At 38.9% G+C, this 22,415-nt stretch carries 26 protein-coding genes, 2 pseudogenes and 1 riboswitch; of the genes and pseudogenes, 5 read left to right on the top strand and 23 right to left on the bottom strand.

Annotated features, from left to right (window positions below):
* The 9 genes from spoIIIAD to SB717_RS08075 all read right to left on the bottom strand — a co-directional run bounded on the left by spoIIIAD (position 1) and on the right by SB717_RS08075 (position 5,316).
* Entirely contained in the window at positions 1-384 is a 384-nt protein-coding gene (gene spoIIIAD / locus SB717_RS08115) for a stage III sporulation protein AD (protein WP_013059150.1), read from the bottom strand.
* A gap of 20 nt (positions 385-404) precedes the next feature.
* Positions 405-611: a stage III sporulation protein AC gene (gene spoIIIAC, locus SB717_RS08110; RefSeq protein WP_013059151.1), complete on the bottom strand. Its 207-nt coding sequence runs from the start codon at positions 609-611 to the stop codon at positions 405-407.
* A 19-nt stretch (positions 612-630) separates the two neighbouring features.
* The gene (gene spoIIIAB / locus SB717_RS08105; RefSeq protein ID WP_410903554.1) at positions 631-1,143 is read right to left on the bottom strand and encodes a stage III sporulation protein SpoIIIAB; all 513 of its coding nucleotides are present in this window, start codon (positions 1,141-1,143) and stop codon (positions 631-633) included.
* 6 nt (positions 1,144-1,149) lie between these two features.
* Positions 1,150-2,097 (bottom strand): stage III sporulation protein AA, encoded by a 948-nt coding sequence (gene spoIIIAA / locus SB717_RS08100; RefSeq protein ID WP_410903553.1) that lies wholly within the window; start codon positions 2,095-2,097, stop codon positions 1,150-1,152.
* 65 nt (positions 2,098-2,162) lie between these two features.
* The gene (locus SB717_RS08095; RefSeq protein WP_028411599.1) at positions 2,163-2,444 is read right to left on the bottom strand and encodes a YqhV family protein; all 282 of its coding nucleotides are present in this window, start codon (positions 2,442-2,444) and stop codon (positions 2,163-2,165) included.
* A gap of 139 nt (positions 2,445-2,583) precedes the next feature.
* Entirely contained in the window at positions 2,584-3,141 is a 558-nt protein-coding gene (gene efp / locus SB717_RS08090) for an elongation factor P (RefSeq protein ID WP_013059155.1), read from the bottom strand.
* Between the two features lie 19 nt (positions 3,142-3,160).
* Entirely contained in the window at positions 3,161-4,219 is a 1,059-nt protein-coding gene (locus SB717_RS08085) for a M24 family metallopeptidase (protein WP_074677471.1), read from the bottom strand.
* A gap of 1 nt (position 4,220) precedes the next feature.
* A complete protein-coding gene (gene aroQ, locus SB717_RS08080) occupies positions 4,221-4,658 on the bottom strand; it encodes a type II 3-dehydroquinate dehydratase (RefSeq protein ID WP_013059157.1) in 438 nt (145 codons plus the stop codon).
* Between the two features lie 121 nt (positions 4,659-4,779).
* Positions 4,780-5,316 carry a YqhR family membrane protein gene (locus SB717_RS08075; protein ID WP_074677472.1) on the bottom strand — a complete coding sequence of 179 codons (537 nt, stop codon included), beginning with the start codon at positions 5,314-5,316 and terminating at the stop codon, positions 4,780-4,782.
* Between the two features lie 293 nt (positions 5,317-5,609).
* Between SB717_RS08075 and SB717_RS08070 the strand changes: the two genes are divergently transcribed.
* On the top strand, positions 5,610-6,566 hold the full coding sequence (locus tag SB717_RS08070) for a DUF1385 domain-containing protein (protein WP_028410652.1): 957 nt from the start codon (positions 5,610-5,612) through the stop codon (positions 6,564-6,566).
* A 48-nt stretch (positions 6,567-6,614) separates the two neighbouring features.
* A complete protein-coding gene (locus tag SB717_RS08065) occupies positions 6,615-7,013 on the top strand; it encodes an SA1362 family protein (RefSeq protein ID WP_013059160.1) in 399 nt (132 codons plus the stop codon).
* Between the two features lie 30 nt (positions 7,014-7,043).
* Here the strand turns inward: SB717_RS08065 and SB717_RS08060 are convergent, their stop codons facing one another.
* The 5 genes and pseudogenes from SB717_RS08060 to SB717_RS08040 all read right to left on the bottom strand — a co-directional run bounded on the left by SB717_RS08060 (position 7,044) and on the right by SB717_RS08040 (position 12,728).
* A complete protein-coding gene (locus tag SB717_RS08060) occupies positions 7,044-7,925 on the bottom strand; it encodes a patatin-like phospholipase family protein (protein WP_016765549.1) in 882 nt (293 codons plus the stop codon).
* A gap of 102 nt (positions 7,926-8,027) precedes the next feature.
* Entirely contained in the window at positions 8,028-8,459 is a 432-nt protein-coding gene (mntR, locus tag SB717_RS08055; protein ID WP_013085004.1) for a transcriptional regulator MntR, read from the bottom strand.
* Between the two features lie 280 nt (positions 8,460-8,739).
* Positions 8,740-9,861, bottom strand: a pseudogene (locus SB717_RS08050) (hypothetical protein); the annotation flags it as partial.
* A gap of 285 nt (positions 9,862-10,146) precedes the next feature.
* Positions 10,147-11,583: pseudogene (locus tag SB717_RS08045) on the bottom strand (vitamin B12-dependent ribonucleotide reductase); the annotation flags it as partial.
* Positions 11,584-11,894: 311 nt separating this feature from the next.
* Positions 11,895-12,728 carry a lipoate--protein ligase family protein gene (locus tag SB717_RS08040; RefSeq protein WP_410903552.1) on the bottom strand — a complete coding sequence of 278 codons (834 nt, stop codon included), beginning with the start codon at positions 12,726-12,728 and terminating at the stop codon, positions 11,895-11,897.
* A gap of 230 nt (positions 12,729-12,958) precedes the next feature.
* On the opposite strand from SB717_RS08040, the gene SB717_RS08035 reads away from it, so the two are divergent.
* A complete protein-coding gene (locus SB717_RS08035; protein ID WP_013085006.1) occupies positions 12,959-13,342 on the top strand; it encodes a rhodanese-like domain-containing protein in 384 nt (127 codons plus the stop codon).
* A 44-nt stretch (positions 13,343-13,386) separates the two neighbouring features.
* Here SB717_RS08035 and gcvPB read toward each other — a convergent pair whose 3' ends face one another.
* From gcvPB to gcvT, 3 genes are read right to left on the bottom strand one after another with little or no spacing between them, the layout of a single operon-like run.
* Positions 13,387-14,865: an aminomethyl-transferring glycine dehydrogenase subunit GcvPB gene (gene gcvPB, locus SB717_RS08030; protein ID WP_410903551.1), complete on the bottom strand. Its 1,479-nt coding sequence runs from the start codon at positions 14,863-14,865 to the stop codon at positions 13,387-13,389.
* Positions 14,858-16,204, bottom strand: a complete 1,347-nt coding sequence (gene gcvPA, locus SB717_RS08025; protein WP_410903550.1) for an aminomethyl-transferring glycine dehydrogenase subunit GcvPA — start codon at positions 16,202-16,204, stop codon at positions 14,858-14,860. Before gcvPA ends, gcvPB begins: the two co-directional genes overlap by 8 nt.
* Before the next feature lie 20 nt (positions 16,205-16,224).
* On the bottom strand, positions 16,225-17,325 hold the full coding sequence (gene gcvT / locus SB717_RS08020) for a glycine cleavage system aminomethyltransferase GcvT (RefSeq protein ID WP_074677480.1): 1,101 nt from the start codon (positions 17,323-17,325) through the stop codon (positions 16,225-16,227).
* 212 nt (positions 17,326-17,537) lie between these two features.
* Positions 17,538-17,630: riboswitch (glycine riboswitch) on the bottom strand.
* 180 nt (positions 17,631-17,810) lie between these two features.
* On the opposite strand from gcvT, the gene SB717_RS08015 reads away from it, so the two are divergent.
* Positions 17,811-19,484 (top strand): DEAD/DEAH box helicase, encoded by a 1,674-nt coding sequence (locus SB717_RS08015; RefSeq protein WP_098622851.1) that lies wholly within the window; start codon positions 17,811-17,813, stop codon positions 19,482-19,484.
* Positions 19,471-20,295 carry a YqhG family protein gene (locus SB717_RS08010; RefSeq protein WP_074677484.1) on the top strand — a complete coding sequence of 275 codons (825 nt, stop codon included), beginning with the start codon at positions 19,471-19,473 and terminating at the stop codon, positions 20,293-20,295. The genes SB717_RS08015 and SB717_RS08010 overlap by 14 nt, the downstream gene beginning before the upstream one ends.
* Positions 20,296-20,318: 23 nt before the next feature.
* On the opposite strand, the gene SB717_RS08005 is transcribed toward SB717_RS08010, so the two are convergent.
* Genes SB717_RS08005 through comGC form a run of 6 tightly spaced genes read right to left on the bottom strand, consistent with a single transcriptional unit; the run spans position 20,319 to position 22,403 of the window.
* The gene (locus tag SB717_RS08005; protein ID WP_074677486.1) at positions 20,319-20,504 is read right to left on the bottom strand and encodes a YqzE family protein; all 186 of its coding nucleotides are present in this window, start codon (positions 20,502-20,504) and stop codon (positions 20,319-20,321) included.
* A 43-nt stretch (positions 20,505-20,547) separates the two neighbouring features.
* Positions 20,548-20,922 (bottom strand): competence type IV pilus minor pilin ComGG, encoded by a 375-nt coding sequence (gene comGG / locus SB717_RS08000; protein WP_098622850.1) that lies wholly within the window; start codon positions 20,920-20,922, stop codon positions 20,548-20,550.
* Positions 20,912-21,349, bottom strand: a complete 438-nt coding sequence (comGF, locus tag SB717_RS07995; protein ID WP_410903549.1) for a competence type IV pilus minor pilin ComGF — start codon at positions 21,347-21,349, stop codon at positions 20,912-20,914. Before comGF ends, comGG begins: the two co-directional genes overlap by 11 nt.
* The gene (locus tag SB717_RS07990) at positions 21,346-21,684 is read right to left on the bottom strand and encodes a prepilin-type N-terminal cleavage/methylation domain-containing protein (protein WP_410903548.1); all 339 of its coding nucleotides are present in this window, start codon (positions 21,682-21,684) and stop codon (positions 21,346-21,348) included. Before SB717_RS07990 ends, comGF begins: the two co-directional genes overlap by 4 nt.
* A complete protein-coding gene (gene comGD, locus SB717_RS07985) occupies positions 21,668-22,150 on the bottom strand; it encodes a competence type IV pilus minor pilin ComGD (protein WP_234483707.1) in 483 nt (160 codons plus the stop codon). The genes SB717_RS07990 and comGD overlap by 17 nt, the downstream gene beginning before the upstream one ends.
* On the bottom strand, positions 22,092-22,403 hold the full coding sequence (gene comGC / locus SB717_RS07980) for a competence type IV pilus major pilin ComGC (RefSeq protein ID WP_074677496.1): 312 nt from the start codon (positions 22,401-22,403) through the stop codon (positions 22,092-22,094). Before comGC ends, comGD begins: the two co-directional genes overlap by 59 nt.
* Positions 22,404-22,415: the final 12 nt, after the last annotated feature.

Raw genomic sequence — 22,415 nt, 5'->3', positions numbered from 1 at the left:
TTAATTGGGCAGCATTGAAATAATCGTTTCAATAATGACCGTCAAAATAGGAATTGCCATGGAGAGAATCAGCACTTTTCCACCTAATTCAATTTTAGAAGCAATGGCACCTTGTCCTGCATCTTTCGTAATTTGAGCACCAAATTCGGCGATATAGGCAATGCCAATGATTTTCAAAATGGTTTCCACATAAATCATGTTAACGTGGGCATTGATCGACAGCCGCTCGACCATCTTAATAATCTCGTAGATTTGATCAATTAAAAAAAGAAAGATCACGGATCCCACGAATACGACAAGTAAAAAAGCAATAGGTGATTTATGTTCTTTTAAAATAAGTGCCAAAAATGTCGCTACTAATCCTAAGCCCACAATTTGAAGCATTTCAATGGCAAATCACCCCTCTACCCTTGAAATAAAAAAACCGATTTGATTTTTTGAAATAAGTCCTCCACAATTGAAGCAACCATAAATAAAATATAAATAAAACCGATGAGGGTAACCCAATTCGCGTAATCTTTTTTTCCCATCTGTTCGAGTACGGTGACTAAAAAAGCTACGACGATACCAATCCCAGCAATCTGAAAAATGGTGTTCATATCAATTCCCACATTCAATCCTCCTCCATCGCTACATCAATAGGATGACCAGTAGCAATCCAGATAGAAAGCCTAAACTTTTAACCATTTTTTCATAGCGATTCTGCTTATCAACTGCATCTTGTTCTTCGCGTTCAAGATGGTTCAGCGTCAGCAAGATATGCTTTTGCTGCGAATAACGATCATGCTGACCAAGCGTTTCACCAAATTGTTTTAAGATTTCCAGTTCTCCTGTTTTAAGTGCGGTTTGTTTCCAAAATTGGTCCAACGTCTTTTCCCAAGCTCCCTTGACACTTTCAGTACCTTCTTTTAATTTCATTGAAAACTCGCTAAATAAAGAAGATAAAGGGTTAGGAAGCTGTAAAGATAACAAATGAGCAACTTCTTGAAGAGGCCGGTTGCTGTACATAATTTCCGCTTCTAACGACCGAAGAGCCATTTTTAATTGCCTGAGCTGCCTAGGTCTTTCGCTAAGCTGCTTTGCAAACTCAAATCCTGTGTAAGTGGAAGCAAATAAGATAAAGATGGCACCAAACAGTTTCATACACCATCACCCTTTACTATTTTCAATAAGCGACTTTTCAGCGGTCGTTTTCATGGAGTTATAATGCTCATCATAGATAGCCTGAAGTGTTCCAGGACCTCGGCTGTTCGATAGCACAACATACCTTTTAAATACATGAAGTTTAATTAAAGCTTGCAAAGTGGGACGCTTCATTAAATCGTCAATGTCATACCCATGAACAGTCATAATGACACGAACGCCAGCATTAACGGCTTCAAGTACGGCCTTACAATCTTCTTCACTTCCCACTTCATCCACGATCAGTACATCGGGACTCATGGAGCGAATCATCATCATCATGCCTTCAGCTTTCGGACAGCTATCTAATAAATCCATTCTAGATCCGAATGTATGCTGAGGAACCCCTTTAACAGCCCCAGCAATTTCTGATCGTTCATCTACAATCCCTACTTTAAACGGAGGAATCTTAGAGCGCTCTATGCCAGTACTTATTACTCTGGCTAAATCACGAATCATGGTTGTTTTTCCTGTTTGAGGAGGTCCTATAATGACCGTACTCTGCCAATAGCGATTGTATAAAAAAGGAATAAGCTGATTCGAAATGCCAATCTTTTGTTTCGCAATCCGTATGTTAAAGGATGATACATCTCGAATCACACGAACCTGTCCATTTTCCGTTACAACTTTTCCCGCTAGTCCAACCCGGTGTCCGCCTTCAATGGTGACATATCCTTTTTTTAATTCTTCTTCAATCATATAAATCGAAAACTGGCTTAATTTATTTAAGATAAATAAAGCATCTTCTGCACTTGGAAGATACGATTCAAAATAAGGCTGATTGTTGATTGTAAATTCGACAGGTCTTCCTATGCGCACTCGAATTTCTTCTAGTACATGAGAATGGTTTGTGACATAAAATTCAACAGTCTTTTTTAAATTAGGCGGAAAAATTGCAAGTATTTCGTTTAACATATTCATCCCCTCATATTTGAACTCACTTCAATGTATTATGAGCTTGACCATTTTATGCCTACCTTTTATTTAAAAACACCGATTAAAATGAAGAGCACCCCTATTACAATCATGATTAATTTTCCAAAAGATAATTGATCTGCTACGGACACTAAACCAATGGTGAAAGAACTCACCATTACAATCGGACCAACAAGCGCTAGCATCCCATTAATCATTAACGCTTTTTTCACATCATTGTTTGTTACAATTAAAATAGCGGCAATAAACTCAATAAATGAAGAAATAAATCGAAGGCACGCCATCGTTAATACCGTACCGTTTAAATGATCCAACCACTGCTTCATAAGCCCCTCCTATATCTCTGCGTTGTTTAGTACAACCTATGCAAAATAAGGAAGGGTTAGCACAAAAAAACACACAAAAAAAAGCAGAGAATCATTCTCTGCCTTTTTTGTGTGTTTGCAGCTTGCTTACACAACCGAATTACGCGCGTGATACGTAGCTGCTGTCTGTTGTGTTGATAATTAATACGTCGCCTTCATTTACGAAGAACGGAACGTTTACTGTTAAACCAGTTTCAACAGTTGCCGGTTTTGTACCGCCAGAAGCTGTGTCACCTTTAATACCAGGTTCAGTTTCTGTTACTTTAAGCTCAACTGTGTTTGGAAGTTCAACGCCTAATGTCTCACCTTGGTACATCATAATTGCTACTTCCATATTTTCTTTTAAGAATTTTAGTTCATATTCAATTGCACTTGCCGGAAGCTCTAATTGCTCATAAGACTGGTTGTCCATGAATACGTGCTGATCGCCGCTTGCATATAGATATTGCATTTTACGATTATCAATTTGAGCTTTTCCTACCTTTTCACCTGCACGGAACGTTTTTTCTTGCACAGCTCCTGTACGAAGGTTACGTAGTTTTGAGCGAACGAATGCAGCGCCTTTACCAGGCTTTACGTGTTGGAAATCCATTACACGCCAAATACCTCCGTCTACTTCTACTGTCAAACCTGTACGAAAATCATTTACTGAAATCATGAAGAAATCCTCCTACATTTTATAAAATAATGAACTCTTTTGATGAGTGCGATAATGCCTCATTACCTTCTGCTGTGACGATCGTATCATCTTCAATACGAACGCCCCCTAAGTCTGGTATGTAAATACCTGGTTCAACGGTTACAATCATACCTGGCTGCAGTACATCTGTAGATTTCACAGAAAGTGATGGGCCTTCATGTACTTCTAACCCTACGCCGTGACCGGTCGAATGTCCAAAATACTGGCCGTATCCGTGTTCTGTAATATAATCACGCGTTAGCGCATCTGCTTCTTTACCCGTCATACCTGCTTTGATGCCGTTCATTCCGTTAAGCTCTGCTTGCAGTACGACATTATAAATTTCTTTTAGCTTATCACTTACTTCACCCACGGCAAATGTTCGTGTGATATCTGAACAGTAACCATTATAGTATGCGCCAAAATCAAGCGTTACAAGTTCGCCTTTTTCAATTACTTTGTCAGAAGCAACACCATGCGGTAAAGCCCCGCGATGCCCTGAAGCAACAATTGTATCAAAGGATGAAGATGTTGCGCCTTGTTTTCTCATAAAGAACTCCAGTTCATTAGACACTTGAAGCTCTGTTAAACCAGGACGAACAAAGGTTAAAATATGTTCATATGCTGCATCTGCTATTTTTGCAGCTTCCTTTAATATCTTAATCTCTGAGTCACTCTTTATCAAGCGTAAGTTTTCGATTGCGTGCGAGATTGGAACAAGTTCCGCGCCGATATGCTTATCAAATAATTGATGCTGTCCATATGTAACATAGTTCTGTTCAAATCCAAGCTTTTTAATTCCAAATTGTTTCACTACATTTGCTACTTCTTCTACAATAGGACCCTTGTGCTGAACAATATCAAAACCTTCTATTTGACTAGTTGCTTGTTCAACATAACGAAAATCTGTTACAAATGCCGCTTTGTCTTCAGAAATGATAACGACACCTGCAGATCCTGTAAAATTAGTCATATAGCGTCTGTTATATTCGCTTGTAATCACAACACCATCTACATTCAATTTCGAAAACTGTTCGCGTAGTTTTTCGATTTTCATTTTATTTCCCCCTTAATTGTAAAAGTGCCTGCAGGGCAAGCTCGTATCCGTATAAACCTAACCCAACAATTTGACCATGTGTAACAGGTGCCGTCACCGAATGGTGGCGAAACTCTTCACGCTTATGTACGTTCGAAATATGCACTTCAATAACGGGAACAGATATACTAGCAATCGCATCTCGAATGGCATAACTGTAGTGAGTAAAAGCACCAGGATTGATCATAATCCCATCAAACTTCTCATCCGCTTCGTGAATCCAGTCGATAATTACACCTTCGTGGTTAGACTGTACGCACTCAACTTCTACTCCGTGGTCCCTGCCTGCTCGCTGAAGCTTCTCTTCAAGATTTTGAAGATTATCTGTCCCATATACCGCTGGTTCGCGTACGCCTAAACGATTTAAATTAGGACCGTTTATTACTAAAATCTTATTCATCTTACTTCAACACTCTCCCCTACTACGAACCCTTTATGCAGCTCACTTATGTGAATTTGCACTTTATTTTTCTTTTTAAATCATTATACAGAATATATTAGCATACGTTGGAACATTCACACTACTTATTCGCCGTTTGAAAATCTGTAGACTCATCTTTTGTTTGAAGCTCTGCCGCTTCAAAAGAAATGGAATATCCAATGAATACACCATATAAAATATAAATACAGAGGGATGAAATAATCGTGTTAGCTGGAAGCTCTCCAATTGTTTTTAAGTTGGGAAAGAGCGGGTTCAAAACAACGAATACAATTGCCCACCATAATAAGCCGTAGGCGAAACCTATCCAAATTGTTTTAAACTTCTTTAACAGGACGTAGTATAACAACCCGACAATAATAGATAATACCCCTATAAGAAAAATACTGACGATAACACCTATTCCTTTATCCTTCCAATCACCCAATGCCCATGGATCTAAAAGCATATTTGGATTGATAACGCTAAAGCTAAACAGATAATTTAAATAGCCAATAAAGCTCCAGAAAACCCCTCCAAAAAAGGAAATAAAGATGGCTTTAAATAAAAAAGACATTTCCTGTTTATGCGTAGGGTGGTTATCCTGTTTTTTTTCATGCTGTTCTTTAGGTTCTGACATATTAATCACCTCTTGATGTAGTATGAACTTTTTTCTCATTTCTAAGTTTTTACGTTTATTACTCTTCCTATACGCAAGAAGGGAGCCTGATATCGCAGAGATATTTTAAAACTACTTCGCACAGAGTTTCATAAACAAATTTTATAAATGAAAGGAAAAAAATTCATAACAAGGGTGTGGAGATGAAAAATATTGGCTAAACTAGATAACATGCATCCGCCTAGAGGTTTATTTGATTTTGCTGTAGAATATAAAATACTAAGAAGTCTAGTTAAGTTAGGTTGGTGCCTGAAATGTCTAAATTACAAAAACCTGCGTATGGTGGTCAAGCCGTTATAGAAGGTGTCATGTTCGGTGGCAAACGTATGATGGTGACGGCCATTCGCCGCAAAGATCAATCTATTGATTATTTTCATTCAAAAAGAAAATCAAATTCCGTACTCACTGCTTTTAAAAAAATTCCTTTTTTACGAGGAATTGCTGCTATTGTTGAAGCTAGTGCAAACGGTACGCAGCACTTGAACTTTTCCTCTGAACGCTATGATGTGAATCCAGAAGATGATGCTCAAGTAGCAGCAGAACAACAAAAAGAGAAAAAAGAATCAAAACTATCTTTAATATTTGGCGTTGCAACTATTGGTGTAATATCCTTTCTTTTCGGGAAAGTACTATTTACATTGATTCCTGTGTTTTTAGCACAATTGACACGTCCTGTTTTCACTTCAAGTGTAGCTCAAGTTTTTATTGAAGGAGTATTTAAACTATTGTTGCTCCTTGGCTATATTTATGTGATTTCGCAAACGCCACTTATTAAACGGGTGTTTCAATATCATGGAGCAGAACACAAGGTTATTAATGCATATGAAAACAATGCTGAACTTACGGTAGAAGCCGTTCAAGCACAATCTCGACTTCATTATCGCTGCGGAAGTAGCTTTATCCTCTTTACCGTAGTTGTAGGAATGTTTGTCTACCTACTAGTTCCAACGGATCCTCTTTGGCTACGAATTGTGGATCGCCTTGCATTAATCCCAGTTGTCCTTGGTTTATCATTTGAAGTGTTACAGTTAACCAATAAAGTTCGTCATGTCCCTCTTCTTCGCTTTTTAGGTTATCCCGGTTTATGGCTTCAGCTTTTAACAACCAAAGAACCAAAAGATGATCAAGTTGAAGTTGCGATTGCTTCATTTAAAGAACTTTTACGCGTTGAAAATGAACTTTCTTCTACCACTGACGAACAAGTTGTCTAATCCACACCGTTTTGCTTTCTTTTTTTACTATTTTAGGAGGTGAACAAAATGAGACGTCCATTCGTGAAACCACTTGTATATGGTCTAATCGGGTTAGGAGTCATTGGCTTTGCATTTACGTTGATTACAGATCCAGCTGTTTTATTACGTCAAGCAGGTTATATTTTTCTGTTTATCATTTTGTTTTACTTAGTTTATCGGTTTATTCTCCGCCCTTCTCAGACAAAAGGTCAAGATAGAGGCTATGTGCGCGCAGTAAAACAATCAAAACTGCGTCAAAAAGAAAAAGAGCGAGGAAGCAACAAAGTTGATATGCATACGTACCGAAGCTCAAATAAGCGCCCGGTATCCAAATCAACAAAACCGCTAAAGAAAAAGAAAAACAACTCACACTTGACCGTCATCGAAGGTAAAAAAGGAAAAAAGAAAAATAGAGCATTCTTTTAAAAAAACAAGGAGAAAAGCCTCCTTGTTTTTTTAATAGCACCATTTTTTCAAAAATGCCCTTGTACGCTTTTTGCCAAACGCAATCAGCTCTTCCTTCCGTTCTTCTGTGAGGGTAAATTCTGTCGCAAAAACTTGGTTAACAGGTAAAAAAATAATATTTTTTTCGTGACGTTTTGAAATATGTCTGGCATCGTGCGCATCTTTCATCGTCTCAAAAAGCGCACTGAATAAACCAACGGCATTTTTAATTTTATTCCGTTCTCTCTCTTCGTCCTTCGGGCTCAGCTTCACACCAATTACCGGTCGTTTCTTAAGACTTTTATCATCATCAAATAGAAAAATTGGAAAGTTGCTTAACACGCCCCCGTCGACTATTAAACTGCTTGGGGTAGATTTTAATTTAACCGGCTCAAAAAAATATGGAATGCTGCAGCTCATTCGAACGGCTCTTGCTACAGAAAAGCGATTCGGGTCGATTTGATATTTAGGCAAATCATCTGGAAGAACAAGCATCGTACTATTGGTCAAATCTGACGCAATAATACGCAGCGACTGATCAGGCAAATCAGCAAATGTACGAATTCCTCTGCTCCGCAATTTCTCAGCAATCCACTTTTCAAGCCTTTCTCCTTTATACAATCCCATTTTCCAATATAAAAACAGCCACTTTGTCAAGCTTGATGGTAAAAAAGACATTCTTTGATCTAAAAAAGACGATAACTCAATTTCATTCATCATTTCAACAATTTCTTCACTTGTATAACCGGCTGCTACAAATGCACAAATAATGGAACCCGCACTCGTTCCGGCTAGCCGCCGAAAGATCAAGCCTTTTTCTTCTAGAGCTTGTAACGCGCCAATCAGTGCAAGCCCTTTAATACCGCCACCTGAAAACACTCCGTCGACGTACACAGCCTCTCCTCCAAACTACCCACTCTACATTTGTAGTCGACTCAGCAACAAGTTATGATAAAAAGAAAAAAAGCAGTGACGCTATTGGCCGCTGCTTTTTTCTTATAATTTTTGCTCTTCTTCATTTCGTTTTTGTACATTGCGAAGATCTTGAATACGGTTATGATTTTCTTCAAAGTATTGAACCAAATCTCCAATTCGATCAATGGAATTCCAGCTTAAATGATGTTCAATTCCTTCTACGTCATCATAAATATTTTTCTCATCTACGCCAATGATGCGCAGCAGCTGCTCTAAAAGCTCGTGGCGATAAACAAGACGTTTTCCAATCTTCTGCCCCTTAGCTGTTAAAACAAGGCCTCGATATTTTTCATAAATTAAGTACTCATCTTTGTCTAGTTTTTGAACCATCTTCGTTACAGATGAGGGGTGAACCGCCAATGCATCAGCAATATCAGACACTCGAGCGTATCCTTTATCTTCAATTAGCATATATATTTGTTCAATATAATCTTCCATACTCGGTGTAGGCATGAAATCTCCCCCAATTAATATTATGTATTGCTAATAATAAGTCATAAATGTCTGTTTCTTATAGTGATATCGTGTTCATGTTTGATAATCTATGTGAAAAAAACGTGTAAATAAAGCGATGTCATAAGATAAAACTGGATAAAAGACATTCAATTAAAATCATACTACAATGCTTATTCAAATACAAGAACCGTTCCCGCTTCTTATTTATGCCCCATTTTTATACATAATAAAAGCTGACTCATTTGAGTCAGCTTTTACTAGTCAATCATGTTTAAAATTAAAGACCGCATTTCAGCTGTGCACCACAGTTTGTACATGTGTTGCATCCGCCCATTTCTTCTACCGTTCCTTGACGGCAAACCGGACAAGTATTGCCTACTTCAGAACCGATTGTTACATCAGTTGAACGAATTTCGTTAATTGTATCAACTAACACCACGTGCGGTTTCGTTTCTTCTTTTGGCGCTTCAATTTCTTCATCAAACGTATTTTCTTCTGCTTTTAGCGTTAAGACTTGTGCATCACGGCTTCCGTCTACGTACACCGTACCGCCTTTTGCTCCGCCTTTATACAGACGTTCGTACACTTTTTGAACTTGCTCTACCGTGTAACCACGAGGAGCGTTTACTGTTTTACTAATTGAGCTGTCAATCCAGCGCTGAATCACACATTGCACGTCCGCGTGAGCTTGTGGTGCAAGTTCCATAGCTGAAATGAACCACTCAGGGAGATTGTTTGGATCTGCTTCTGGATGCTGATCTAAATACTCTTGAACGATATCAGCTTTTACTTCAATAAACTTACCTAAACGGCCGCTTCGGAAGTATGAGAATGAGAAATAAGGTTCAAGACCCGTTGATACTCCAACCATTGTTCCAGTACTGCCTGTTGGCGCTACTGTTAGTAGATGAGAGTTTCGAATACCGTGCTCTTTAATGTTTTCACGAATATCTTCAGGCATTTTTTTCATGAAGCCTGTATTGGTGAATGCTTCACGTAAAGAAGCCGTTTCAGCATCTGTTTCGCCCACTAAGAACGGGAAACTTCCTTTTTCTTTTCCAAGCTCTACAGACGCGCGGTAAGCCGTTGTTGCAATTGTTTCAAACACTTTATCTACTAACTCATTGCCTTTGTCAGAGCCGTACTCTGTTTCACAATAAATAAGAAGATCGTGAAGACCCATTACACCAAGACCAACGCGGCGTTCGCCCAGCGCTTGCTTTTGGTTTTCTTCTAAGAAATAAGGAGTTGCATCAATAACGTTATCTTGCATTCTAACGCCAGTTTCAACTGTTTGACGTAACTTTTCAAAGTTAACTGTTTTCGTTTCTTTATCTGCCATTTGCGCTAAGTTAACAGCAGCTAAGTTGCAGACAGAGAATGGTGCAAGTGGTTGTTCCAAATTTGTTATCGTAAAGGCTTTTTATCCTCTACCTCTTACGCTTCATATTTACGTAAGTTCAGCATACGTTTTCGTTACAATTATTCAGCCATTTCTTTCAAGTACTCTTTCGGAGCTTTAAAATTGTAACGTTGCGGCCTCGTGGAAGCATTATAGTCTGTTATACAGGATCAGCTTCTATGCGTTGCCCCTGACTAAACCTTTACGTTTAGCCTTCGGTTCAGATTCCCATCTCAGGGTTCCTGCTTTATTCCGCAATGTTTTACATGAGGCAAACTATTCACCACATGGGTTCGTTGCAACAACGTGCTGACCATATGCTTGAGCATTTGTCATATCATTAGCATTGTCAAAGAAGAAAATGCCTGGTTCAGCTGAGTACGTTGCACAGATGTTAATTAAGTTCCATAGCTCTTTCGCACGAATAGTACGGTACGTACGAACTTTGTTTCCTTTTTTTGCCCATTCGCGCACATCGCCTACTTCGTGCCAGTTTTCATTGTAGTTAGCCATTTCTTCTTTTGAATAGCTTTCTACGTCTGGGAAGCGAAGTTCATATTCACCGTCGTTTTCAACAGCATCCATGAAATCTTTTGTTAAGCATACAGAAATGTTTGCTCCTGTTAAAAACTCTGAGTTATGAACGCTGTACGTTCCGCCTGTTTGCAGCTTTTCTTCTGCATCTTTAATGATTTTTTCACTGAACCCACCAAGACCAGGAATTTGTTTATAGTTAATGATTCCTTGGTACATCGCTTCTTCAGACTCTGTTAGCGGCGTGAACTTCAATTTATCTTGTGCATGCTTTTTAATCATTTCGTCATTTGTGTTTTCAATTAAGAAACGTAAAATGCGAGGGTTTTGCATTTTAGAAATAATAAACTCTACAATGTCAGGATGCCAGTCGGCAAGCATGATCATTTGAGCCCCACGACGTGACCCACCCTGCTCAACAAGATGCGTCAGTTTAGCAATATCATCTAACCATGAAACCGAACCAGATGATTTGCCGTTTACACCGCGAGCCAGCGTGTTGCGCGGGCGAAGAGTTGAACCATTCGTTCCAACACCGCCTCCGCGGCTCATGATTTCCATTACTTGTTTGCGGTGTTCTGAAATACCTTCACGTGAATCTTTTACATAAGGCATTACGTAACAGTTGAAGTACGTTACGTCTGTGTCAGCACCTGCACCGTAAAGAACGCGGCCAGCTGGTACAAAGTTTAGCTGAACAAGCTCTTGATAGAACTTTTCAAACCACTCTTTGCGCTTTTCTTCTGTTTTTTCCACAGAAGCTAAGCCTGTTGCATTACGCTTTGCAATTTGCTCGTAGAAGACCTCTAGAGGCTTTTCAATGACATCTAGCGAACGAGTAATTAACCCGTTTTCTGCTTCTTCAGGCGATAAAGCACCTCTAAACTCATCTTCTACCTTGACAACAGCGGTCTTTTGCTCAAAATTAATGCTTTCCACATAGCCAAGTCCTCGTGCTGGAAATTTTGGATCTTCCTTTACAGTTAGAACAACAAAATCTCCTTCTGATAACGTTAATTTTTCCGTATCTTTAAACGCATAGCGGTCTAACATTACCAATCTTGAAACACCTTTATGAGTCAACTTCATATCCAGTGTAATCGGATGTACTTGCGGAAAGCGTTCAATATCCGAATTGAGCTTTTCAACATTCATATTCACTTTTTGATTTAACAAAACAGTCATTCTCACAACTCCTTACTTATCGAACATCTATGAATTTATTAACTCTTTTTCCTTTTAAAGGAAAAAGAGTTTTTCAATCAACTATCAATAACTTACCACAGGGCTTGGACGAATTCAATATATAGTATTTGACACTTACCCAAACATCTACATATAGAAAGATGTCAAGTGAAATATTTTTTTTTTCGCAAAAAAAGTGTTTGACTTTTCTTCCTTATGTATTCTATTAGCCAAGTATTATTTCTAAAAATTCCAATAAAAAGTGCAACTTATAGAAGTTGCACTTTTATCTATTTCTCATCCGCATTCGTTTAGCGCTTAAAGTTCCATTCATCCGATCCGTACTTTGTGCGCGCTAGTTCTTCCACATATGCTTCCTCTTCTTCAGACAGCGTATACGGTTCTAAATCAATATTAAGAGCCGAAGCAAATCCTTTGTAAAACGCTTCTTTCGCTTCTTCAATAGGGATTTTGCGGCCCGCAATTGCATTGATGGCTACCGCTTTAGAACGAAATGCGCGCTGCATTCTTTCCTTCACGCGATCATTTGGATAATTAAACACGCTGAATAATTTATCTTCATCAATCTCTAACAGAATAGAGCCGTGCTGTAGAATAACTCCTTTTTGTCTAGTTTGGGCACTTCCAGCAATTTTGCGGCCCTCTACAACTAGTTCATACCAAGAAGGAGCATCAAAACAAACGGATGAACGAGGGTTTTTTAAGCTATTTTTTTCTTCTTCTGAACGAGGAATAGCAAAATAAGCCTCGAGCCCTAACGAACGAAATCCTTCCAGTAAACCTTCAGAGATGACGCGATATGCCTCTGTAACTGTCTTAGGCATATTAGGGTACTCTTCAGATACAATGACGCTGTAAGTAAGCTCTTCATCATGAAGCACGCCCCTGCCGCCCGTTGGACGTCTCACAAAGCCTAGTCCTAATTCTTTTACTTTATCAAAGTTAATTTCTTTTTCAGCTTTTTGAAAATAACCGATTGACAGCGTTGGAGGATTCCATCCGTAAAAACGAATCGTAGGTGGAATTTCTCCTTTACTATGCCATTCTAATAACGCTTCATCTAACGCCATATTGTAATAAGGCGAACGGTTGTTGGAATCAATAAATCTCCACTTTGCTTTCATCTACCTCATCCTCAGCTATATGTAATATAAAAAATAAATCCGTTTTTTAGTCTACCAAAAGATTGAGCTAAGGAAAAGCAAAGAGCAACATAAAACTGCGAATTCAAATGTGGTAGTTTTTTCATTTTCGGGAAGAAATCCGCTAGGTTCAAGGCAAAATCGCTTTACTTCTAATTTCATTCACTTATATAATAAGAGTATGGATTTTGTCGAAGAAAGGAAGAATCAGCATGTCAGCAATTACAGCAGTACTCATTTTACTTGGAGTAATCATCATATACTCTGTCGTTATGTTCTTTGTCCAACGTCGCATTATGAAAACGTTAACTGAAGAAGAATTCCGCAGCGGCTACCGCAAGGCACAGCTAGTTGATATTCGTGAACCGAATGAATTCGAAAACGGACATATTTTAGGCGCACGAAATATTCCTCTTTCACAGTTTCGTATGCGCATTAAAGAATTTCGTCCAGATCAGCCTGTCTACATCTATTGTCAAAGCGGAATGCGCACAGGACGCGCAGCACAAATGCTTCGTCGCCACGGTGTTCAAGAAATCTATGATTTAAAAGGCGGCTTCAAAATGTGGAACGGTAAAGTGAAAAAGAAAAAATAATGGTATGTATATAGAAAAACCTCGCCTTTGGGCGAGGTTTTTTGTTAGACGTTTTGAACAGCCTGTTCTTTCTGATAGCGAAGGACTGGTTTTCTCGCTGCGAGCGTTTCGTCAAGGCGCTTCACAACCGTTGTGTGCGGAGCTTCCTGTACGACTTCAGGCGTTTCTTCTGCTTCTTTTGCAATTTGAATCATCGCATCGATAAACGCATCTAGCGTTTCTTTCGACTCCGTTTCCGTTGGTTCGATCATCATGCACTCTTCTACAATAAGCGGGAAGTAAATAGTCGGCGGATGATAGCCAAAATCAAGCAGTCGCTTCGCAATATCCAACGTGCGCACGCCAAGCTTTTTCTGACGTTTTCCTGATAAAACAAATTCGTGCTTACAGTGACGGTCAAACGGCAGCTCATAGTGCTCTGCTAAACGACGCATCATATAGTTGGCGTTTAACACAGCATTTTCCGTTACGGCTTTTAAGCCGTCTGGACCCATTGAACGAATATACGTATAAGCGCGAACGTTGATACCGAAGTTGCCGTAAAACGGCTTTACGCGTCCAATTGACTGAGGACGGTTATAGTCAAATTGGTAGCCTTGTTCTGTTTTCACAAGTACTGGTTTAGGCAGATACGGAATTAAATCTGCTTTTACCCCTACCGGACCAGAACCAGGACCGCCTCCTCCATGAGGACCTGTAAACGTTTTATGAAGGTTTAAATGCACAACGTCAAACCCCATATCTCCAGGGCGAGCTTTACTTAATACTGCGTTTAAATTTGCACCATCATAATAAAGTTTCCCACCTGCTGCGTGAACAATTTCAGCCATTTCTAAAATATCTTCTTCAAATAACCCTAGCGTATTTGGGTTTGTTAACATTAAAGCGGCTGTATCTTCTCCCACTACGCGGCGTAAATCCTCTAAGTCCACTAAACCATGTTCGTTTGATTTTACTGTTACCGTTTCAAATCCCGCAACTGTTGCCGAAGCCGGGTTCGTTCCATGAGCTGAGTCTGGAACAATGACTTTTGTTCGCTGCGTCTCACCATTTGCTTCGTGATAGGCACGAATCATCATAAGCCCGGTCCACTCGCCATGAGCACCTGCTGCTGGCTGAAGTGTTACTTCATCCATTCCCGTAATTTCTGTTAAATGCTCTTGCAAATCATATAAAAGTTCGAGAGCGCCTTGAACCGTTTGCTCATCTTGAAGCGGATGAATATGCGCAAACCCAGCAATGCGTGCTGCTTGTTCATTCACTTTTGGATTATATTTCATCGTACATGAACCAAGCGGATAAAACCCTGAGTCCACTCCGTGATTTCGTTTTGAAAGCGCGGTGTAGTGACGCATAATATCAAGTTCTGATACTTCAGGAAGCTCAGGAGCTTCGGTACGCACATACGCTTTTCCAAGCAGTTCTTCAGCATTTACTTGCGGCACATCTAACTCCGGCAATGAATAGCCGATTCGCCCTTCTTTACTGCTTTCAAAAATAAGTGATTGATTTTGATTAAGCATGAAGATCCCCCAATTCATTTACAAGTTGGTCAATTTCCTCTTTTGTACGGAGCTCTGTAAAAGCAAGCAGCATGTGATTTTCAAGCGCTTGGTTATCACGGCTAAGATCATAACCGCCAATTATTTTTGATGCTAATAAATGATTGTTTGCTTCTGCTACCGAAACAGGAAGCTTCACGACTAATTCGTTAAAAAACGCTCCTTCAAATGCTACATTTACTCCTTTTGCCTTTAACGCTTCATATGCATAATGCGCTTTTGATAAGTTTTGCAGCGCCATTTCTTTTACACCCTGCTTGCCTAAAGCTGTCATGGCAACTGATGCCGCTAAAGCATTTAACGCTTGATTTGAACAAATATTAGAAGTCGCTTTATCGCGGCGTATATGCTGTTCACGCGCTTGAAGCGTTAATACAAACCCTCGCTTACCGTTCTCATCTACCGTTTGCCCTACTAATCGTCCTGGGATTTTTCGCATAAGCTTAGACGTAGTTGCAAAGTAGCCGCAGTGCGGGCCTCCAAATTGACTTGGAATACCAAATGGCTGTGCATCTCCAATAACGATGTCAGCTCCGAATTCTCCAGGAGGCGTAAGTAAACCCAATGATAAAGGATTGCTTGAAACGACAAACATGCATTTTTCTTGATGGGTAATTTCTTCAATTTCTTTTAACGGCTCGATTTGTCCGTAGAAATTTGGATACTGGACAATAACAGCTGCCACGTCACTCCCCATCTCTTTTTCTAATGCAATCATATCTGTTACTCCGTCTGCTGCAGGGATTTCTACCACTTCAATGTATTGACCCTTCGCATACGTTTTTAAAACATCTTTTGACTCAGGGTGAACAGCCGCAGAGACAAGTACTTTTTTCTTTTTCGTTTGACCCGCACTGAGCATAGCGGCTTCTGCTAAAGCAGTTCCTCCGTCATACATAGAAGAATTAGCCACGTCCATCCCCGTTAACTCACAAATCATTGTTTGAAATTCAAAGATGGCCTGAAGTTCTCCTTGAGAAATTTCTGGTTGATACGGAGTATAGGCCGTATAAAATTCCGAACGAGAAATAACATGATCAACAATAACCGGCATGTAATGATCGTAAACTCCTGCTCCTAAAAAAGAAGCATAGTCTTTTAAATGAGCATTTTTAGCAGCCATACTATTTAATTCTTTTAACAGCTGATGCTCTGAAGCCGCTTTTTTAATATTGTATTCTCCTTGAAAACGAACGCGCTGCGGAATATCTGAAAATAAATCATCAACAGATGAAACACCAATTGCTGCTAACATTTGCTGCTGATCTTGTTCTGTCATTGGTAAATAGCGATGTAACATGTTAAATTCCTCCCCAAAGCTTACTTTGAACGTTTATAAAAAGGTGTTGAAACCACTTTTGCTTTTAAGCGTTTTTTTCGAACCTGCACTTCCACTTCTTGACCAAGCTCTGTATACTTCGCTGACAATAGTGCTAGACCGATGTTTTTCTTTAATGTCGGTGACTGTGTACCTGTTGTCACAAATCCAATTTGTTCTTCATCTGCAAATACTTCGTAACCGTGTCTTGGTATACCTTTATCAATCATTTCAATTCCTACCAGCTTACGCGGTGCCCCGCTTTCACGCTGTTCTTTTAACACTTCTTTTCCAATAAAGCTGTCTTTGTTCGTTTTTACTGCAAATCCAATTCGAGCTTCAATGGGCGTAATATTTTTTGAAAGCTCTTGGCCATATAAAGCCAAAGTAGCTTCAAAACGAAGCGTATCGCGAGCTCCTAATCCGCAAGGCAACACACCTTCATCACTGCCTGCTTCTAAAATAGCCGTCCACAAGTGAGAGGCGTCAGCTGAAGAACAATAAATTTCAAAGCCATCTTCCCCCGTATACCCAGTACGTGAAACGAGAGCTTTTACATTCGCTACTTCTACATCATCAGCAAATGTAAATGGCTTTAATAAAGATAAATTTTCGTTCGTTAACGTTTGTAAAACTTTTTCTGCTACGGGACCTTGTAAAGCTAGCTGCGCAGTTTCATCAGATTGATTAACGAGTGTTACATCTCCTTGCTTATGAGACACTAGCCACTCATAGTCTTTTTGAATATTAGCAGCGTTTACGACTAGCAAATACTCTTGATCTGCTTTTTTATAAATCAGCAAATCATCTACCGTGCCTCCGTCTTCATAACACATAGCCGTATACTGCGCTTTTCCGTCTACAAGGGTAGAAACGTCATTTGTCATCGTATGCTGAAGAAAAGCTAAGCTATCAGCTCCTGCTACAAGAATTTCTCCCATATGAGAGACATCAAAAAGGCCTGCCTTTGTACGTACAGCTTCATGCTCTTCTTTAATAGAAGAAAATTGAACGGGAAGAGCCCATCCTCCAAAATCAATCGTTTTGGCACCATATTTCTGATAGGTATCATAAAGCGGCGTTTTGTGTAATTCTGTTGTCATATTTATGTCCTCCTCTTTTTCACGTGAAACTTTTCATAACGGGGAGTTTTCAAAGAGTGTAGGGATCACTATGTATCCAAACAAAAAAGGACAGAAAACCCCCTACTGTATTTAGTAGGAAGTCTCTGTCCTTTTCACCTGAAAGTTTACCTATAAATGAATAGGTTTGCCTCGTGGGTGGTCTATAAACGCATAGACACTCTCCAGAGCTGCGTCAAACAAGAGTCTTTTTGCCTGAGAGATTCACAATTTTATTGCTTGCTCCTTCGGCGCTACATTCAAGTAGTCTCTCCCCGTGTCGTCATTCGCTTCTATAAAGTTGGTAAAGTTGGGCATACTACTGAAAGATGTATCTATCTTTATTCACACAATCATTTGTAAAGTGCTAATCTATTTTCTTTTTCAAATTTTCTAAATATATTTTTATCCTACCTGATTCTTATCATTTGTTCAATAAAAATTTTTTACAAAGGAGCATTTTTATCATGAAAGTGAAATTAAACATCGATGAAACATGGGAAGCATCCTTCTCAACTAAATTGGAGCAAGACGGTCCTTGGTCTGCATGGGATTTGTATAAACTTGCCTATGAAATAGAAGACCAAACGCTTATCTCAGAATTTGAAGGACTACAAAGCCCAAAACATCTAGCCGATTTAACGCCGCTTCCTCATCAGCTCGAAGTAGCCAAACAAGTAGTGGAAACAATGAATGGGAAAGCTATTTTAGCAGATGAAGTAGGACTGGGGAAAACGATTGAAGCAGGGTTAATTTTGAAGGAATATATGATCCGCGGACTTGTTAAAAAAGTTCTCATTTTAGTTCCAGCTTCGCTTGTTTCACAGTGGGCTATGGAATTAAATCAAAAATTTTATATTCCTGCAGTCCCTCAAAGAAAATCATATGTGTGGGATCAGTGTGACATCGTTGTGTCTTCAATTGATACAGCAAAACGTTCTCCTCATCGAGAAATTGTGCTAGAACAAGACTACGATCTCATCATCATTGATGAAGCTCATAAACTTAAAAACAACAAAACAAAAAACTATGAATTTGTTCAAAGTCTGAAAAAGAAATTTTGTCTATTGCTAACCGCAACACCGATTCAAAATCGAATTGAAGAAATTTTTAACTTAGTCTCTCTTTTAAAGCCTGGCCACCTCGGCAATAAAGACTATTTCGAAGAATTATTTTCTGCTAAAAAACGTTCTTTGCAAAACGATGAGCACTTAAAAGAGCTTGTTAACAAAGTTATGATTCGAAATCGCCGCCACGATACGGGTATCGAATGGACGAAGCGAATTGTGCAAACCATTCCTGTTGAATTTTCGCCAAAAGAACGCGAGCTGTACGATGCGATTACGTCTTTTAAAGGAAACGGACTCCACCCTTCAAGCGCTTTTTCAATTTTAACTCTGCAGCGAGAGGCCTGCAGCAGCCGTGAAGCGGTGTATATGACATTAAAAAACATGCTGGAACGTCAGGAAGATCAAAACAGCGCATTAACGGAACATATGATTACGCCGTTAATGGAACTACTTCAGCAAGTGCCGCAAAATGCAAAAGCAGAAAAAGTTCTGGAGCTCGTTCAAAAAATTGATGACAAAGTCATTATTTTCACTGAGTACAGAGCAACTCAGCTGTATTTACAGTGGTATTTAAAACAGCATGGAATTACCTCTGTACCGTTTAGAGGAGGATTTAAGCGAGGTAAAAAAGACTGGATGAAGCAGCTTTTTGAAAACCACGCGCAAGTATTTATTGCCACTGAAGCGGGCGGAGAAGGAATCAACCTTCAGTTTTGTCATCATATTATTAACTATGATTTGCCGTGGAATCCAATGCGTCTAGAACAGCGAATTGGAAGGGTCCATCGTTTAGGTCAAAAACATGATGTTCACATTTACAATTTAGCCATTCAACATACGGTCGAAGAACATATTTTAAAATTGTTATACGAAAAAATAAACCTGTTTGAACGAGTTGTTGGAGAGTTAGATGATATTTTAACAAAGCTTGATTTAAAAAATATTGAAGAGCATATTCAAGATATTTTATTTCATTCACGGAGTGAAGGAGAAATAAAAATCAAAATGGAGAACTTGACGTCTATTATTCAATACGAAGACAGCGAGGAGGATCAGCATGCAGCAAACTGATATTCATCAATTTTTAAAGCGTTACTTTCTAGCTAATAATTGTTCTATTGTCACAGAAACACCATCTTATCTAACGGTTCAATTAACGATTGAGCTCGATAAAGAATTGATGAATCGTCCATTTTATTGGCACTACATTGAAAAGACGGGGGGAGAAGCAACTCCTGCTTCGCTCACTTTCATTACAGACCCAGCATTTGAAGACGATTCCGTTCAAGGAGAACGAATTCATTTTGGTTCACCTAGGCTACACCAAATTTTCGCTTCTACTCAAAAACTAGGCGGGTTTATTCACTTGTATGAACAAGTTGCATCAGCTCAGCCAACAAATCAGCCTTTACATCCTTGGCTTGCATTAAATATTAAAGTCTCGTACAAATGCGATCGTAAAAAAGATGAGCTCTTGTCACTTGGCATTAATTTAATCAATGGACAAATTATTGAATCATTTCATGAATTAATCATTAATCAAAATTTGTCATCTAAAATCTCAGACTATTGCTTTACTCTCTCACCTTTTATTAAACCGAAAAGTGCCATCGCACGACTCACATCATATGTGACTGACTATGTTAAAGCTCAGCCAACTGAATGGGCTGAAAAAGCGCAGGAAAGATGGTATGAAGACTTAGCGCTTCTTGATCATTTTTACGAAACGGCGGAGGAACTGCCAGACATATATATGACCGAAAAAACAGCGCTTCAAGAGTTGTACGAACCGACTATTTTATTCAAGTTTATAAACGGTGGCTTATTTTACATATCACCCGAAACGATGTCTCGTCAATTTAATAAAACACAAGCCGGTTAAAAAAAGATGAGCATATGATATGCTCATCTTTCTTTTTTCTTTCTGTACCACAGCATAAACGACAGCGGAATCATTCCAAACCATCTGTTTGCAAAAGATGCTCGCTCTTCTTTTTTTTGAATCTTTTTCGTTTTCCTCTCTTCTTTTGGCTGATCCATATATTGTACAAATTGCTCAGTCATATATTTTACATAATCATTCGTTTTCATATAATCATCTCCTCAGCACTATTATATCCGGAGAGAAAGAGACTTAATCCGTCCACTTCACAATGTGCTGATCCTTTTTTTGAATATATGCGGTTTCTGTCAATGCTCTTCCTTGCAGTGTTTGACACTTTATTTTTAGGATAATCATCTGTTCATCTTCACTTACTACTTCGTATGAAACCGTACCCGTTTCTAATACTAAGGGTGTAGATGGAGATTTATTATATTCTTGTATTTCTTTTTTTACATGTACAACCGCGTTTTCTAAAAGATGCTGCAGACGATTTTTCTGCTCTACTTCTTGATAAAATGAGCTTTTCGTCACAAAATAAGTGGTTTGCTGAGCTACTAACAGAAGAAAAAGCGCACAAAATGCCAAAACAACCGGGAGAATAAACCCTTGCTCATTATGTTTCATAAGCAAGCATCAAAAACGTCGTAATGGTTTCTTCTCTAACTTTGTTAACACCGTCTGTTGAACGAATCAACAGCCTTTCTTTTTGCTGTTCATACATAATATTCTTAATATGCTGCAGCACAACTTCATGACCGCTTTCATCCACTCGTCTTCTTATCTTGTCTTCGTATCGTTCATAAGTGATGATCTGATTATTTTCCATTTTCAACGTAAGAGTAGTCGCATGAATTCTCACTTCTTTTGCTTCTCGATATTCCATAGCAAGTTGATTCACAAAAATTTCCCACTCCATTTCATTCATACTAAAGTCCGGATTATATGTTTGCTTCGCTAGCGGAATGATAATGGGGAAAAATGAAACAATGATCAAAAAAAGAGTAAAACTGACTAACATCTCTACAAGCGTAAAGCCTTTTTCCCTTTTCACTTCAACATCACATCACACTTCTTTTTCATTTTCTCACCGGAATCTGTCCATTCTACACAAAGATTTTGAGCACTTTCTCCGTCCCACTTCAGATAAAACGCAACGTTTTCCTTTACGATTTTTTCTCGCCGTTTATATCCTGCTTCATATTTATATTTCAATAGCTCTTCGTGCAAGATAGCATCAGCTTGATACGAAACATATTGCTTCTTTTCTGCTTCTTTCATCTGAACATACAAAGGAATAATTGTACCGGTTAGGAGTAAAAGCATACTAAATGAAACAAGCATTTCTAACAAGGTGTAGCCCTGCTGACCCTTACATCTTGTCCACATAAAAACGCCCTCTGCCTATTTGAAAAGTAACTTTATATTTAAATTTTTGATTGCTGATAAAAATGGTCTTCGCTTGAGAAATATTGCCGTTTTTGTTGTATTGTATCGTGGAATTGCCGCTTCCAAACGTAATATGAATAGTGGAGTCATAGGCGCGCTTATAAAGAACGGCACGAGAATCAGAAACAATATATTCTGTTCCCTTCGGTGCGAAGTTAATTTTAATTGGAGATTCTCGGTTCATGGCTGTCTGCTGTACGTAAAATGTATCGCTTTGCAGCTGTCGCAAGAATAATGTAATTTTGTAATATTCCACAAGCGGCCTAATGGTTACGATAATGGAAAACATCATCACTTGCACAATAAATAAAACCATCAGCATCTCAATGAGGGTAAATCCTTTTTGCTTAAGAAGAACCACTAGCTGTAACCTTTCCGGTACCGTCAATTTGAATAGCTTGGCCATTTGGACACACGGTGCCTTCTTTTAAGTAGCCTCCTGCTTCAAGCTCTTCTAGACTTGGTTTTTTGCCATTTTCAAGTTCGTATACTTGTACCTCAGCCTCTACGGTTTTGACAAGAGCTGAGCAGCCTTTGTTGTTAATAACCGTATTATGCTTTAATACATTTGGAATCATGATAAGCAAAAGCACGGTAATAACAAGCATAACAATCAGCATTTCAATAAGGGTAAATCCTTTATTACCTTTAATAATCATATTCTTTCACCT

Origin of the sequence: Priestia sp. SIMBA_032 (assembly GCF_046535215.1) — a bacterium.
In the GTDB taxonomy this organism is placed as follows: Bacteria; Bacillota; Bacilli; order Bacillales; family Bacillaceae_H; genus Priestia; species Priestia aryabhattai.
This window is presented reverse-complemented; position numbering and strand designations above follow the sequence as displayed.